The sequence below is a fragment of the Chitinivorax sp. B genome, assembly GCF_005503445.1.
Lineage (GTDB): Bacteria > Pseudomonadota > Gammaproteobacteria > Burkholderiales > SCOH01 > Chitinivorax.
Genome location: NZ_SCOH01000048.1, coordinates 1 through 15,225, shown reverse-complemented (window position 1 = coordinate 15,225; position 15,225 = coordinate 1). Strand labels below are relative to the sequence as shown.

Below are 15,225 nucleotides of genomic sequence, written 5' to 3'. Positions count from 1 at the left end.
CGCAATTTGGCCGTCCTCGCGACATCCTATAAAATAATATATTACGTTGCCTGAAGGCCGACTGTCGTATGGAATATTCTTTTATATCGGCCACGATTTTGCTGATTCTCGTGACTGATCCGCTCGGAAACATCCCAATCTTCATCAGCGCGCTGAAAAACGTTGATAGGCAACGGCGTAAGCGTGTGGTGATTCGCGAGATCTTCATCGCTTATGTGATCCTGATCCTGTTCCTGTTTTTTGGCCACCATTTCCTTAAGGCCATGCATCTGTCCGATATCTCACTGGGTATTGCCGGTGGGGTGATCTTGTTCCTGATTGCCCTGCGCATGGTGTTTCCACACCCTGATGGCATGTTTGGTGGAGAAAATCTGGATCATGAACCTTTCATCGTTCCACTCGCCATTCCGTTGATTGCCGGCCCGTCATCGTTGGCTACGGTCATGTTGCTGGCATCGCGGCAGCCTAACAAGATCATGGAATGGGCGTTTGCCATCACCATTGCCATGCTGGTATCGGCAGTAGTGTTGGTGTTTGCCGGCCGTATCCAGCGCTGGGTGGGTGAGCGGGTGGTGACGGCATTTGAACGCTTGATGGGCTTGATTTTGACGGCGATTGCTGTGGAAATGCTGCTCAAAGGTTTGCAGGACTTTATCAAATCCTTGTAAGGCCGGCGATCCGGCTGACTGAAAGCACTGACATGACTCAACTGAAAAACGACACCTTTCTGCGTGCCCTGCTGCGTCAACCGGTTGAATATACACCGGTCTGGTTGATGCGCCAGGCGGGACGCTATTTACCGGAATACTGCGAAACCCGCAAACGGGCCGGCAACTTCATGAAACTGTGCATGAGCCCAGATTTGGCAACGGAAGTTACCTTACAGCCACTGGCCCGTTTTCCGCTGGATGCGGCGATTCTGTTTTCCGATATCTTGACCATTCCGGATGCCATGGGGCTGGGACTTTACTTTGCAGAAGGAGAGGGGCCGCGTTTTGAGAGGCCATTGCGTAACGAGTGGGAGGTGCGAAACCTGTCCGTACCCGATCCGGCTGACAAATTGGGTTATGTATTGGATGCCGTGCGCCAGATTCGCATCGCACTCGACGGCAGTGTGCCGCTGATTGGCTTCTCGGGTAGCCCCTTTACCCTGGCCTGTTACATGGTGGAGGGGGGGAGTTCGTCTGACTGGAGCAAGGTGAAGACGATGCTCTATAGTCGTCCGGATCTATTGCACCATATTCTGGATATCAATGCCCAAGCGGTCATCGCCTATTTGAATGCGCAAATTGAGGCAGGTGCTCAGGCGGTGCAGATCTTTGACTCCTGGGGCGGGGCGCTGGGGCATCGGGCTTATCGCGAGTTTTCGCTGCGTTACATTGTCCAGGTGGTGTCATCATTGAAGCGTGAACATAATGGCCAGAAAGTGCCGGTCATCGTGTTCACCAAAGGTGGTGGCTTGTGGCTGGAGGACATTGCCGATAGCGGTTGCGACGCGATCGGGCTGGATTGGACGGTGGATTTGGCCAGTGCTCGGGCAAGCGTGGGGCACAAGGTGGCGTTGCAAGGCAATATTGATCCCAGCACCCTGTTTGGTGAGCCATCTGTCATTCGTCAAGAAACGTGTGCGGTACTGGCCGAATATGGTCATGGTAGTGGCCATGTTTTCAATCTGGGGCATGGTATTTCTCAGTTTACCAATCCAGATCATGTCGCTTTGCTGGTTGAGACGGTCCATCAGGAAAGCCGCCAGTATCATCAGTCTTGATGAAAGCGACACCGTTGATGTGATCCGCTGACAAAAAAACAAGCCCTGATATTTTAATCAGGGCTTGTTTTTTATGGCCAGAGTACGAATTCAAGGCAACACGTTGAACTCAATCCGGCGATTGCGACGTCGTCCGTCATCGGTATTGTTTGGTGCGATTGGGCGATCCGGTCCCAGGCCTTCTGTGGTCATATTATCCGCAGGAATACCCTTTTGTGTCAGATAACTTTTCACTGCTTCGGCACGAGCCAGAGATAGCTTCAGGTTGGAATTGCGATTGCCCTGGCCATCTGTATGACCAATGATGCTAACTTTCTTGTTACCTACCTTGGCCATTGCGGTAGCCATTTCATCCAGAAGCTGGGTACCTGCTGGGGTCAGTTTCGAGCTGCCGCTTTCAAATTCCACGATCCGGTTTGCCAGTACGTTGTCCAACAGTCCTTGTGCTGCTGTGGGCTGTACTACCTTGAGGTCAAGCTTGCTGTTGTAAGTGGCGTGTAAAGCGGATTGCACGGCCGACGAAACTTGTTGCTTCTCGTCATCACTACCAACCTCACCGCGTAGCGAAACATTGTTGCCGGTAACCGAGAACAATCCTTTTCTCACGGTTTTAAGGCCAGGCACAATGGCCTGTTGAACATGCAATGCCCAGTTGGCTGGTGCAGCCACGCCGCCAACCGTCAACTGGTCGACGACACGATCAGCTCCATAGATGCCACGCACCTTGGTCAGGATGGCATTCTTGGTAGACTCGTCCGGAACCGCACCACTGACCACGATTGGTGCTGCACTGGTTCCTGTTGCCGTGTTGGTAGCTGGATCGGCGAAGGCGGGCAAAGGCAGGCTGATGGCGGCTGCAAGAAGAATTGAAATAATATGTCGTTGAGACAGGTTGGTCATGTGTGATCACCACCCCAGAAAAACTTCGTTAAAGGTATCCGCTGCTTGTGCAAGCGACAAATCCGGATGCTGCAGGTAACTGGATAGCTTGCGCATCCCTGGGTCCTGGTCGATATATTCCTCTATCCAACCGGATTCGGAAATATCGACCAGATAATTGGACAGGGAGTCCGGGCATATGATCATGGTCAGCGCTTTGGGCGATGCACCACCAAACGACAGCATCAAGGCAGGTTTGTCATTCACTTGCGTGACGTAAATGGAAATTTCGAAATCATGTCGCAACAGAAAGCCACGCACCTGTTGTAGCCAGAAGGTTGCAACGGATAACGCGGCAGTCGGATCTTGTGGCAACGGGAACAACAACGCGCGTTGCAGATTGTCAGCGCCATGTGTGATCACGGGTTGTAACAATAGGCCAAGTCCCAACATTGATTGCCGGAGTGAGAATTCATAGCCGCTATTGGCAAGGCTCTGCTCCAGCATGGCGACGGTGGTACTTTTCAGGAAGATGTCGTAACGTGCCCGGCTCTCGACATTGAGGCCGTTGATCGGTGTTGGCGATCGTTGCAGGTTGGCTAATACAATCTGGTCTGACGTTTCACGTAGGGCATGTTGGCTGCTATCGATGGCTTCTTGCCAAAACGGGTCCAGCAGCAACGGTAACTCGCCTAGAAAATTCAGTGCTGAATCAGTTTCCAGCTTGGTTGCCAAGACTAACGGGTAGCGACGCCCCGAGGCATCCTGGCTTGGTGTCAGTGTTCCAGTGACAACCAAGCGCAGGCGACTGCCGAGAAAGGCAAATCGTAAGGGCGGTGTTGCATCATAGGCGGCTTTCCAGTTGGGGTCTGGTGTGATCATGTCGATCGCCTGCGAGATCCATTGGTCAAACACCTGCAGGATCGGCCCACCTGCGGTACTTTTTACAAAATCACCGCGAGCCGGGAATTTGCCAAAATAGAACAACTCGGGCTGTGGGGTCAAAATCGCTGCCATGCTTATGCCCCTGTACCAGCAATTGACGTTGGCAACCTGAGACCCTTCAACCCCTGACCTTGCTGAATGTTGCCACTGGCATCAGCCTGCGCGCTGCTGATCAGTCTGAATCCGACAGTAACGGCAGTATTGCCATTCGACCAGGATAGATCGAACTGTCCCTGCTCGCGACGTTTACGCTGTGCCGAGCTGATCATTTTTTCCAGGCCTGCTTGACCAGGAATGTTGAGAATCTCGACAGTACGGCCGTCAAAGGTGATCGCTGTGATCTTTACCCCGGGCGAACCGGTTGGGTTGGGCCAGACAAAGTTGTTCCATTCCTGTGCTCCGTTGCGATAACGCAGTTGCTGGCCGTCAATCTCAAAGGTGTACTCCGACAGGCCTGGTGTCGGGATGGGCATGATCTGGAAGCGCGTCTGAGGAGGTCCGCTCACCGCTACCTGTCCTGTCGCTGGCGCGCCACCTGCCACCGGTGCCACATAGCGAGGGAAGGTTGAGACAAATTCCGGGTTGAAGGTAATACCCATGTCTGCCCAAGTGCGTGGTGTCAGGGTATCGCCACGGCGTACAACCAAGCCACCCAATGTCTTCTCCACAAACTTTGCGATGGCGCCGTCAGTCCCGAAGAGCTGGCTGATCTCTTGTGGCGTGGCCTCCACTTGCGATTTGTCAGCAAACGGGTATTTGGCGGCCAATGATTTGCTGAATGGCTCGTAAACCTGGGCGATCCAGGTTTTGTTCAGTTCAGTTTCAGCAGGCTTGATCAACACGCCAAAGGCTTGCATCAACGGGCGCACAAGCATGGGTCGGATGGTGGCTTTGGCTGAATCTGGAACACCATTGAGCATCTGTTCATCAACGAAGCGCAGTGCATCGGACAGCTCGGAGCCGCTGCCTTCCAGTGTTTGCTGCATCAATTTCATACTACCAGGGCCAAAATCACCCGCGTTCTTCAATTCATTGAAGCGACTGCGCAGTTTACCCAGCAGGCTCAAATAGTTTTTCATCAGCGACACATCTTTGTTTTCGCCACGTGCGATCATCAAGTGCGACAGGACTGAGAACTCCTTGCCGATCGGCCCCATTTGGAGCGCGCCACCTTGGCTGGTGGTATTGACATTGATGTTGACCGGAGTAGGTGATTTACCAGAGAACCACTCTTTGACACGGGCGAAGAAGCCCTTTTGTGCATTGCTGATACCTTGACTCAGCATGGATGGGTTGTCCCAACTGGTTTCCTGGTGCGTTGTTTCCACCACTTTGTACAGTGGGGAAAGATTCGGGTCGCCCAGCCGGTTCATTTTTTCAACTGCGGTGGCAAAATCACCCAAGTCCAGCACGGAAATGCCGGTAAGGAATTTCTTCCATTCCTGTGCGTACTCGGTTTTGTACAGGGTGACCAGCGTTTTCTTGATCTGCTCCGGGCTGCCTTCCAAGGTCAGGTCATCTCGCACATCCGTTTTCAGAACCCAGTCGCTGGTTGTGACGTCCTTGGTGGCAGCGTCATTGATGGCTTGTTCGATGTATTGTTCCCACGCGGCTCGGGTAAAAGTACCGGAAATGACATAGCTGCCAGCAATGATGCTGCGGTTTTCCTCACCGACAATGTTGGCTACGGTCACAGCAGGAAAGCGTGTGGAAGCACGCATCTTGATTTCTGCATAGACCCGTTCGCGGGCTGGCATGCCTTTCACAACCTTGCGCAATGAGTCACGCGTCTGATCTACCAGCGCCAACTTGTTCTCGACTAGAGGGAAGTCTGAGGCCGAGGTTTGTGATAGTACATAGGTCAGAATTTTTTCGGCAGAACGAATCATCTGCTCTCGTGGCAAGGTACCACGGTTGTTCTCCAGCCATGTCCGCCAGAAACGCGTGATCTGATCATTGAGATGGCCGGGTTCAAGCCTCTCGCGGTTGCCCAGCATGATATAGGCCTTCAGCGCGTTGTAGGCATCTTCCACGTTGGTTGGTGATGAATCTTTGTACATTGCAGCCTTGGCTGGTGCGCTGGCCTGCATCGGCTGTTGTAATGGGCGTAGATTGCTGGCATTGTTGTTGACTTCAGCCAGGAAGGTTTCAAGGCTACCGCTGACGGGATTCAGCAACACATTGCGGATACCGCCGAAATATTCCTTCCGTAACTTGGCTTCCAGCTCGTCGCCATGGTAGAGGCCGAAGCTCAACGACATCGGCTTGTCTTCGCGGTATCGTTGCAATTGCTCGATCCGGTCCTGCAGAATTTCCAAGGCTTCAAGCTGGGTACCCAAGTCGTTACGTACCTGCTGTAACTTGACGATCTTGTCCAGATCTGCTCGAACATTTCGGGTCATTTCCTGATTGCCAAGGTAAGACCAAGTCCATGCGCCCAGCATTAGGCCAAGAATGGAGAATGCGCCGAAAAAGACACCTAGACGGAGTCGCCGTTGGGTGCGGCTGGAATACTGTCTGACCAAGTGTTTGTCCGCAAAAATTACCTTGGAGAACAGGTCTTTCAGGAACAAGCCGTGGCTGGCTGAAAAGCGTGCCTCGGCCTTATGCGCTGGAATGCCCAAGGAAAAGCGGTCTGACATCCGTGCAGTAAGTGGGCTGACCGCGGCGCCCTCTTGCAGAGCACTGGTGAAGTAAAAGCCACGGAATACAGGCTTGAACTGAAATGGATTGTCTTCAAACAAGGTGGCAACGAAAGTACGCAGCACTGGGCGGATGGCATGAAACTCCATCGGGAACGTCATCAAACCTGGGGACAGTGCTTGGCTACGGTTCATTGCCATGCGAGAGATGCTAAGTTCCTTCAATCCATCGTAAAGATGCTCGAATTGCTCATCGAACCGACCCGCCGCGTCAAATTTCTGTTCGGCATCATAGGGTAGGGTTGCGCCCCAAACTCGTTCACGTTCGTGGTCTTCACTGCTCTCAAAGAAGTCCACAAAGCCGGCCAGCAAATCCATCTTGGTAAATACAACATAGACTGGAACAAAGACACACAGGCTTTCGGTCAGTTCTTGAACGCGTTGACGCAGGCTTTTGGCTAAATTGATCGTGAATTCAGGTTTGTTTTGCGTAAGTTCGGCAATACTCACGGCAATCACAATACCGTTGATTGGTGCCTTTGGGCGGTGTTTTTTCAGCAGGTCGAGAAAGCCCAGCCATTCTGTCCGATCTTCTTCATGAGCTGAATAACGACCGGCGGTATCCAGCAAAATACCTTCTGTGGTAAAGAACCAGTCGCAGTTACGGGTGCCGCCAATGCCATGAACCGCGGCACCATTCTGGTCTGAAAATGGAAATTTCAGACCAGAATTCTTGACTGCAGAGCTTTTGCCAGCGGCTGGGTTGCCAATCACCATATACCAGGGCAATTCATAAAGCGCGGCCCGGCCGGAGGTTTCACCCAGTTTGGAGGTGCGGATGGTCTTGATGGCTTCCTGCATGCGATTGCGCAGTTGCTGGATTTCTTCGTGCCGGTTATCAGGGGCGGTTGTGACGGCCTGTTTGGCTTGTTCGTCCAGCATGGCATTCAGGTTGTCGCCTGCTGTAGCAGCGCGATGGCGCTTGATCAGCCAGTAAATCAGCCAACCTGTGCCCATGATGATCACAATGATGGCCATCCAAATCGCGGCGGTTTTCCAGGTTTGAGCCGAGACTGACACGATCGCGCCAACCAGAATCAAGCCAAAGACGGCCAGGAAACGCGGGTCGCGCAGAAATGATAGGAGGTTTGACATCAATCCAAATCCATCGATAACGATTATTCTGAACATTGCAAGATCTGCGGCCTATGCAGATCGATCGGTTGAATTTGCCGTTGGCTAATAGGCCATCTGGCTTACTGGGTGCCTTTTATGCCGCTACAGGACGCATCAGGCACATACTACGGTAAATCGGGTCGGCTGCCATGACCGCCAGTTGCGGCTGGGCGCTTGCGGCTGTGGCCTGGGCTGTAGCGACCATGAGTGCCAGTTGGCCAGCGGTACCGCAGGGCCCCCAAGCACTGCCGAGGCGAATCAGCTGCGTGTCAGGTGTATCCGGAAATGACTCCAGCCACCATTGACCCAATTCTGCCGCCCCACTTGACAATGCTTCCGAGTCTACCCATACCTGCTGGTCAGTCGTTGCACTGAATGGGCTGACTGTGTTGGTGCTGCGCAACAGGTTTGCCATTTCCAGTGTGTCGATTCTGCCGCTGGCGTTGGCAGGTTTCTGGCGTACAAGCGATTGAATCGAATCGAACTGAGCGCTGGCGACTTGCTCTGGAACGCAATCTTTATGGTTGGCGAATATTAGCCCGCATGCTACCTCGCCCGGCACCTTACCACCTTGACGACCGCCCAGCCAGCCTTTCTGCTGCCAGCTTTCGATGATTGTCTGATCAAGGTCGGAATGGGCTGCCAATGCGATCATGACTTGGCCATGGGATTCTGTGCTGGCGCGGTTTGCAAATGTAGCCAGATCTTGTGGTAAGTGACCTGCATGATCACACTGAGTCAATTTGACCTCACAATGCTCACCGCCTGGGAATGTGCCAAGCCAATTGCGAATGTCCGAAAGCAAAGGCGTGGCTGCAGACAGGTTCGCTGTACCCAGAAAAAGGCGAATGCTGATTGAGATCGATGGGCTGGACTGTGGTGTGGATAGGGTGTCGGTGACTGTCGTGCCGTGCCATCCCGGGTGCATCTGGGCCGATTGTGGGGAGCTTGAAGGGTTGGATGGACTGGATGCAGTAGCCTGTGCAGCTAACGCAGCGGTGGTATCTTGCAATGATTCCAATGCTTGACCCAGCAGGGCACGCATTCTGGCTGTGCGCGCTTCATGGTGGTCTTGATCGCTCTGATTGGGTGGGGTCGCCAAATTTGGCGGGATATCCACGTCAGCACGATAGCTACGGATCGGGTAACCATCTTCATCCGTCAATTCAGGATCCAAATCTGGCAACGGGTGCTGCTGTGCGTGATCCCGGACGCCATCGAGGTCTCGTCCGCCGAGGCAGATCAAGCTGCTGTCCAATATGTAAATAGGCTGCTGTTGTGTTGTTTCTGGCATGGCCTTGGCCGGGTTAGGCGATGTTGTATCAAACGACGTCACCGATGTGTCGGTTGGAGTGCTTGCACTATTCGACAGGTGACGACCCAGCATCCAAATGCCAGTACCTGCCAGCACCGGAATCAACGCGCCAAAAAGTAGCAATTCGGTAATGCTGACCGGTCGCTGGGCCTGTTGCCATATGGCAAAGGCAATCATCCAGCTAAGGATGATGCCTGCTACGCTGAATAGTGCCCATTTCCACTTGCTTGTCATACGTCTGTCATGTGTGAAAAATAAATAAACTACGTTGATCAGCCAGTTGGCAAGGCATTTGAGTTAAGAATGCATTGCACGAGGCGAGACTGGGGAAAATATCATTTCTCCCGCCAGATGGTTCACCACCTTAACGGCCTCTGTTCCGGTCGATCGTAGACCTATCATAGTTGCCTAAACTTTGGCTTGCAGGCTGGATTATCCGGCTTTGTCAGCAACCAGTTGCTGCGAGGCGAGCAAGGTGGCGCCACACGCGGTTTTGTCACCGTGACGGGCGGCAGGCTTGCCATCTATTAAACAGGTGGGGTCGCCTGTGGCAATGACTGTGGTGCCATGACCAGGAATTGGGCAACTGACCTTGTCGCCCACGCGGGCGATGGGAATGCCGTTGATGTCGGAGTAGGGGGAGCCCTCCAGTACCTTGCCGCCATGATCGGTCGAGTCGCCGAGAAGAATGAATGGTTTTCCCATGCTTATCCTGCCATTGCGTAATGTGAATTCATTGTGGGGTGGGGGCGGGTGTGGCTTCCGGCGGTTTGCCTTTCTTGAAGCCTGGTTTTCGGTACTCCACATGACCCAAGTCCATCATTTTCCAGCGACCACCCCAGGTCAGTCCCAGTGATTCCGCTACTTCGCCATATAATTGGTAGCCACGCATCGCCCATGGATCGCGTTCGGAAATCACAACCTTTCCATCACGGAGGAACGCGCAGTCAGCGGCCAAACCATATTGATGGTAGCTTTGATATGCGGCAGCATTGGTGACACTGCTACCCATTGTAGCCAAGGTGTTTTGTCGTTCCGGACTACGGTAACCTTCCAGCAATACCATTTTGTAACCATGGCGTTCTTCCATCAGACGGAATGCGAGCAACAATCGTTGTTGGAAGTCGAAATCAAACAAGTTCCAGTCCCGGCTTGCAGAGACTAGTACTCGCTGGATCAGTTCCACTTCACGTGTCATGAATGCTTCGGGCGGGAGGGGCGGTGGCGGAACCAATTGCTCGCCTCGTAACAGCATGGCAACAGTCTGGTTCGGGTCAGTCACTGTTTCGTCATAATAGGATGCAGGGCCTGACTGCAGACGCAACAGCAAGACCAGGACGACAGGGGTGATAATGATCAGTGCGGCGGCTGCGGCAAGCCAACGTCCTTGCTGTATGGCGACGATTGCAGCGGCCGCCGCTTGCTGGCAGCGTTGCCACGGGCCCACGGCAATTGGCTTGACATGGTTGATTCGCCCGGGAATGGCGGCCAGCTTTTGCAAGAGTCTGGCGCGTATCGACGGAAAGACAAATATGGCGCCTGCGCCAATGGCAAGCAGGGCATACAGCAATACCAATGCAATTACGAATCCGTCGCTCACGTTGTCAGGCTAAATTTATATTCACAAATTGAATTTTATTGGATGTTGCCGAGATGTCACGTCTTCTCTGTGTAACGCGTCTGGAGGGCTGAGCCAGCGCCAATACATCTGGCTGAAGACATTTTTTGCGTGCGGCAAAGTATACCATTATCATGCAATTCTACGCTATCATGTATTTGCAATGACAAAACCGAATTCCTCGACCTCGTCCAATCGGCCCTCCTTATTCCAAGCGGATTCGAAGGCAGTGCCCGATTCATTCAGTGTGCTTGACGCAGCTACCGTGCAAGGGGTGCCCAAGCGTAAGCCTGCTTCGTCCAAAAAACAGTTTGGTTTCAAACCGATGTATTGGCTGGCCGGTGCGGGTGCTGCCACTTTGGGTTTTGGTGGTTGGGTCGCTTGGATGGCGTTGGCCGAAGATCATCAGTCTGCAGCGGTTTCGATATCTGCACCGGCTGGTGAACCAGTTGCACCAACGGTTCCGGTAGTACCTGTACAGCCAGTGATTGCCGCGCCTGCTGTTCCTGTGCAGGGCGAAGGGGCGGAGCATGTACCGATTGTCACGGATCCGACGGCAAGGCTGGAAAGTGTATTGTCCGCCAAGGATCAGCCGGCATCTCAGCCGGAAGATGAATTGACCAGCGTTTTTTCTCCCAGTCCAGCTACTGCAGCGGCTGCGACCGCGACGGCTGCCGCTGCAGTCGTGTCAGGTAAATCTGCGGTGTCATCAGGCGCTAAGTCGCCTGGCACTGCCAAGCCTGATGCGGCAGCGGCATCCAAGTACAGGCCAAGTAATGTCAAGCCTAAGTCGGCGGCGAAACAGGTGAAGCCTTCTGCTAAACCCATACCGAAAAAGACCCCCCAGGCTGCAACCGGTAAGCAAGGAAAAATAGGAAAAAGTGGTGACGCGGATGTGATACGCGACGCGGTGCTATCTCATATCAAAAAGTCTGAAAAGCAAACGCCTGGCAGCAAACCTCGCGAATGACCCTATCAAGTTGACCCCATCATGCTTTCACAACTCATCCATGATCGCGCATCCAAAGTACTGGATGCGTTGTCCAATCTATTGGGCCAAACAGCGCTGATTCAATCGGAAACACGGTTGTATGACCTGGATATCGAAGGAATCGATAGTGCCACCTTGCTGCTTGAAGCCTTTCGAGGTGTCGAGGCACTGGATGCATTGCCGGTTTATGAGCTGCTTTGCTTGTCGACCGATGCCCATTTAGACCTGGCAGCGTTGGCGAATTTGCAGGTACGGTTGCTGATCAGCATGCCGGATGGCAGTCGACAGCGACGTAGTGGTTATATTGCGCAGACTGCGTTTGTCGGAGCCGATGGTGGATTGACACGCTACCGCCTGACAGTGGTGCCGGGGGTGTGGTTTGCACATCAAACCCAACAAAGCCGAGTGTTTCAAAACAAAAGCGTACAAGCCATTGTTGAAGAAGTGTTGGCAGCCTATGCGCCGAAGGTGGATTGGCGTGTTACGGAGCTGGACGGATGGGCGCCGTGGCTTGTTGAGCATGGCTATCGCGTGCAATATCGGGAAACGGATTATCAATTTGTACGACGGCTGCTGAGCGAAACGGGCGTGGCATTCCGCATCGAGGAAAACGAACAGGATATCGCTGATACGTTGACCGAGGCTTGTCACCATCGTTTGGTGTTGTTCGCACATTCGCACCTGCTACCCGAAGACTGGACAAGCCAGCATAGCCTGGGCGGTCAAGGGGTGCGTTACCATACCAGCAGCAGTCAGGAAGAGCAGGACACGCTGACTGCATTGACGCAGACTCACCATGCCTTGTTGCCTGCAGAAACACAAGTACAAAGCTGGCGTGATGCTGGCAAATACAGCAACAGCGGTAGCAGTCATGATCAAGGCTGGCCTGGAGAGCAGTATTTCCCCTTGGCGTCGAATCAATTGGCTTCATCGGATGCCGCCCAGACTCAAGCCCGATTTATTCAGGAGGCTCAGCAGGCACACAGTCATTTGTTGGACGCGCTGGGCAGCGTGCGCAGTTTCCGGCCTGGTACCTGGTTCCGGTTAACTGAGCATACCCGCCATAGTCTGCAGCATTTGCTGAAACAGGATGACATCGACCCGCAATATCTGATCTGCCGGTTGCAATTGGCTGGTCGCAATAACCTGCCGAAAGCCGGGCAAGACTTGTTGGATCGAATGCTGGGTGAGATACCCCTTCCTTGGGCGAGCGACGACGTGTCGGTTTCGAACGCAGCGAGAAACGGCGATACCGACACGGCGTCCGTTCCGCCCACCCCAATCAACGATTTGTCCTGCCAACTGCAAGACCTGGGATTGGCGCACCAGCCGCCCCCCACAGGCGATACGGCCAATTTGATGCAGCAAGCGCAACAACAAGGCTTTGCGCTGGCCGCACAACTACTGGCATTGACTCAGCCGTGGCGCCCCCAGCGGGTAGCCAGGCCGATTCTGCCCAGCGCACTCAGCGCCATCGTGGTCGGCCCGCAGGGTGCCATGACCGCTTCAAACAATCAGGCCGTTTGGACAGACAAGCTAGGGCGCATTCGCGTCCGTTTTCACTGGCAGCAAGGGCACACCGCTGATGATAAGCTGAGCTGCTGGCTGCGAGTGTTGCAACGTCATGCTGGCGCTGGCCGGGGCATGCAATTTATCCCCCGCATCGGGCAAGAAGTATGGGTCCACTTCCAGCAAGGTGACTTGGACTGCCCGGTGGTCTTGGGGGGCACTTATAACGGACAGGGGGAGGGGGATGCCAGCTACAGTCCGGCCAGTCGGACATTGAGTCAAGCCAGCCCGTTTACACCGGCCACCCCAGAGCCGTTTGCGTCTGCGCATGATCATCGCATCGCTGGGCAAGGCAATCTGCAGGGTGGGCTCAGCCCGGTGTGGCATGGCGCAGCCGGTGGCGAGCCCTACCATCGTCACGCTGGCAGCCTGTTGGGCTTGCGTAGTCAGAGCTTTGACGAACAAGGCCACAACCAATTGCGATTCGACGATAGCGACCAGCAACTGTCCGTGCAGCTGGCCAGCACCCAGTACCATTCCCAACTCAACTTTGGCCACCTGCGGCACTATGCAGACAACTATCGTGGCAGTTTCCGTGGCCAGGGCATTGAATTGCGTAGTGACGCTTATGGTGCAGTCCGTGTCGGCCAAGGCCTGCTGGTCAGCACCTATCCCATCCAACATGACCATCGTCAGCACGAACCGGCAGGCGAGCTGGCTGGCCCGCTGGCCCTGCTCAAGCAAGCCAATGAATTGGCCAGCACCTTGGGACGAATCAGCGGACGCCATCAAGGCCTGCGCAACAGTGCACAGCTTGGCGTCAAGCAGACCGCCCAGTCACAACTGGACCCGCAACGTGCGGCGACACCTGCCTTATTGCATAGTGCCCAGGGCATGGTGGATGCACAGGACAGTCAACAAGCGCTCAGCGATGCCCAGGCCAAACGCACCGGTGCCGCCACTGCACCGGATACCACACCGCAACTGACCGATCCAGTCCTGATCCTCGCCAGTCGCGGCGGCCTCATTGCCACCAGCCGTGACAGCCTGTATCTCGCGCATGAAAGCCATAGCTGGCTGAGCGGCCGTCACCAAAGCTATGCAGCGGGAGAGCAGCAACGCTGGGATGCAGGGCAGAGCATCAGCGTGATTGGCGGCACGGTGGAGGGCGAACTACATCAGGGCATCGGCCTGAGCCTGATCACAGGCGAAGACGAATTGTTGATTCAGGCGCAGGACAGCACACTGACCCTGGCGGCGAAAGGCGCACTGACAGCCGAGAGTGCCAGCGCGGATACCACCCTGGCGGCCCCGAAACGGATCGTGATCCAGACCGCTGGTGGCGCGAGCTTGACGCTGGACGGTGGGTTTCAGGCGCAATGCCCGGGGGAGATCAAGATTCATGCGGCCTCTCGTCACTATACTGGGCCAGGAGATGAATCGATGGGCCTACCGCAAATGCCAGGCAGTGTATGTAAGGAATGTATGCTGAAAGCCTTGGAATCTGGCTCTCCTTTTGCCATGAAAAACTGACCTCCCCATGTATATTGACCCCAACCCCAGTCATAGTTTGGCGGTATTGACCCAACATTTGTCTGAGCTGGATCTGACGACTTACTCGATATATGCGCTGGTCGATCATGCTTTCCATGAGCAAGTATTGCGTGCGATTCAGCCTCTGCCGAATAGTTGGCAAAATCTGATGGCCCATGTACCTGGGGCGACGCCGGACATGTCTCCTTTACTGATAACGCTGAACTCGATCGACAGCCAGTGGCCCACATTGGCAAAGTTGATTGCACTGGCAGATGGCTTACCCATGCTCAGCGTGATGGCTAGTCGTCATTCGTTATCGGCGTTGGCCGCACATTTCGCTTGTTATGTCGATGTAGCTGTCGAGCCAGATCACGACGAATACATGTTGCGGTTTGCTGATACACGGACCTTGCCGAACCTGTTGGCTGCCTTGTCATCTGACCAGCGCGCGTTGATGCTTGGGCCGCTGTATCGATGGTGGTTTCGTGATCGTGAAGCCAATTGGGTGGCCGTATCTGGAGGAAATGAAACTGCATATGCCAAAGAGCGTCTGGCTATCACCTCAGCGCAGTTTGGGCAGATGCTGGATACAGCCATACCGGACCTGATTTACTCACGACTCAAACATGATATGGCTGACTGGCTACCTTATTCGCCAGCATTGGCCATTCAACAGATTGAGTCTTGGGTCAACCAAGCACGTCAGCAAGGTTTGCAAGAGGTACGAGACTTGCAAAGTTATTGCCTGTCCCAGCTGATGGGGCCCGACGAATGAGCGTGACTGCTGGCGCGATCAGCTCAGGTGGGCAAGCCCTTCCCGGCCTTGGGGGACACGGGGCTTGGGGG

At 54.3% G+C, this 15,225-nt stretch carries 11 protein-coding genes; 5 read left to right on the top strand and 6 right to left on the bottom strand.

The window, feature by feature from the left end; all coding sequences use genetic code 11:
- Positions 1–68: 68 nt before the first annotated feature.
- Both FFS57_RS21100 and hemE read left to right on the top strand, forming a co-directional pair.
- Positions 69–668, top strand: coding sequence for a MarC family protein (locus FFS57_RS21100; RefSeq protein ID WP_137939809.1), 600 nt, complete (start codon positions 69–71; stop codon positions 666–668).
- 32 nt (positions 669–700) lie between these two features.
- Positions 701–1,768, top strand: a complete 1,068-nt coding sequence (gene hemE / locus FFS57_RS21095; RefSeq protein ID WP_137939808.1) for a uroporphyrinogen decarboxylase — start codon at positions 701–703, stop codon at positions 1,766–1,768.
- A 90-nt stretch (positions 1,769–1,858) separates the two neighbouring features.
- On the opposite strand, the gene FFS57_RS21090 is transcribed toward hemE, so the two are convergent.
- The 6 genes from FFS57_RS21090 to FFS57_RS21065 form a co-directional block, all read right to left on the bottom strand.
- Complete coding sequence (locus tag FFS57_RS21090) at positions 1,859–2,668, bottom strand: OmpA family protein (protein WP_137939807.1); 810 nt, start codon at positions 2,666–2,668, stop codon at positions 1,859–1,861.
- 6 nt (positions 2,669–2,674) lie between these two features.
- Entirely contained in the window at positions 2,675–3,664 is a 990-nt protein-coding gene (tagF, locus tag FFS57_RS21085) for a type VI secretion system-associated protein TagF (RefSeq protein ID WP_137939806.1), read from the bottom strand.
- Positions 3,665–3,666: 2 nt separating this feature from the next.
- The gene (tssM, locus tag FFS57_RS21080; protein WP_171014115.1) at positions 3,667–7,389 is read right to left on the bottom strand and encodes a type VI secretion system membrane subunit TssM; all 3,723 of its coding nucleotides are present in this window, start codon (positions 7,387–7,389) and stop codon (positions 3,667–3,669) included.
- A gap of 115 nt (positions 7,390–7,504) precedes the next feature.
- Positions 7,505–8,959: a hypothetical protein gene (locus FFS57_RS21075; RefSeq protein ID WP_137939804.1), complete on the bottom strand. Its 1,455-nt coding sequence runs from the start codon at positions 8,957–8,959 to the stop codon at positions 7,505–7,507.
- A gap of 198 nt (positions 8,960–9,157) precedes the next feature.
- Positions 9,158–9,430: a PAAR domain-containing protein gene (locus tag FFS57_RS21070; protein ID WP_137939803.1), complete on the bottom strand. Its 273-nt coding sequence runs from the start codon at positions 9,428–9,430 to the stop codon at positions 9,158–9,160.
- A gap of 28 nt (positions 9,431–9,458) precedes the next feature.
- Positions 9,459–10,325: a M15 family metallopeptidase gene (locus tag FFS57_RS21065; RefSeq protein WP_137939802.1), complete on the bottom strand. Its 867-nt coding sequence runs from the start codon at positions 10,323–10,325 to the stop codon at positions 9,459–9,461.
- Positions 10,326–10,572: 247 nt separating this feature from the next.
- Here FFS57_RS21065 and FFS57_RS21060 point away from each other — a divergent pair, with 247 nt between their 5' ends.
- Genes FFS57_RS21060 through FFS57_RS21050 form a run of 3 tightly spaced genes read left to right on the top strand, consistent with a single transcriptional unit; the run spans position 10,573 to position 15,154 of the window.
- Positions 10,573–11,313, top strand: coding sequence for a hypothetical protein (locus FFS57_RS21060; protein WP_171014114.1), 741 nt, complete (start codon positions 10,573–10,575; stop codon positions 11,311–11,313).
- Between the two features lie 21 nt (positions 11,314–11,334).
- Entirely contained in the window at positions 11,335–14,376 is a 3,042-nt protein-coding gene (locus FFS57_RS21055) for a type VI secretion system Vgr family protein (RefSeq protein WP_137939800.1), read from the top strand.
- A gap of 7 nt (positions 14,377–14,383) precedes the next feature.
- On the top strand, positions 14,384–15,154 hold the full coding sequence (locus FFS57_RS21050; protein WP_137939799.1) for a DUF4123 domain-containing protein: 771 nt from the start codon (positions 14,384–14,386) through the stop codon (positions 15,152–15,154).
- The last annotated feature ends 71 nt before the right edge of the window (positions 15,155–15,225 follow it).

Coding starts and splice junctions, on each gene's coding strand:
- tagF (WP_137939806.1), bottom strand. CDS start 3,664: ATGGCAGCGATTTTGACCCCACAGCCCGAGTTGTTCTATTTTGGCAAA.
- FFS57_RS21090 (WP_137939807.1), bottom strand. CDS start 2,668: ATGACCAACCTGTCTCAACGACATATTATTTCAATTCTTCTTGCAGCC.
- FFS57_RS21055 (WP_137939800.1), top strand. CDS start 11,335: ATGCTTTCACAACTCATCCATGATCGCGCATCCAAAGTACTGGATGCG.
- hemE (WP_137939808.1), top strand. CDS start 701: ATGACTCAACTGAAAAACGACACCTTTCTGCGTGCCCTGCTGCGTCAA.
- FFS57_RS21050 (WP_137939799.1), top strand. CDS start 14,384: ATGTATATTGACCCCAACCCCAGTCATAGTTTGGCGGTATTGACCCAA.
- FFS57_RS21075 (WP_137939804.1), bottom strand. CDS start 8,959: ATGACAAGCAAGTGGAAATGGGCACTATTCAGCGTAGCAGGCATCATC.
- tssM (WP_171014115.1), bottom strand. CDS start 7,389: ATGTCAAACCTCCTATCATTTCTGCGCGACCCGCGTTTCCTGGCCGTC.
- FFS57_RS21100 (WP_137939809.1), top strand. CDS start 69: ATGGAATATTCTTTTATATCGGCCACGATTTTGCTGATTCTCGTGACT.
- FFS57_RS21070 (WP_137939803.1), bottom strand. CDS start 9,430: ATGGGAAAACCATTCATTCTTCTCGGCGACTCGACCGATCATGGCGGC.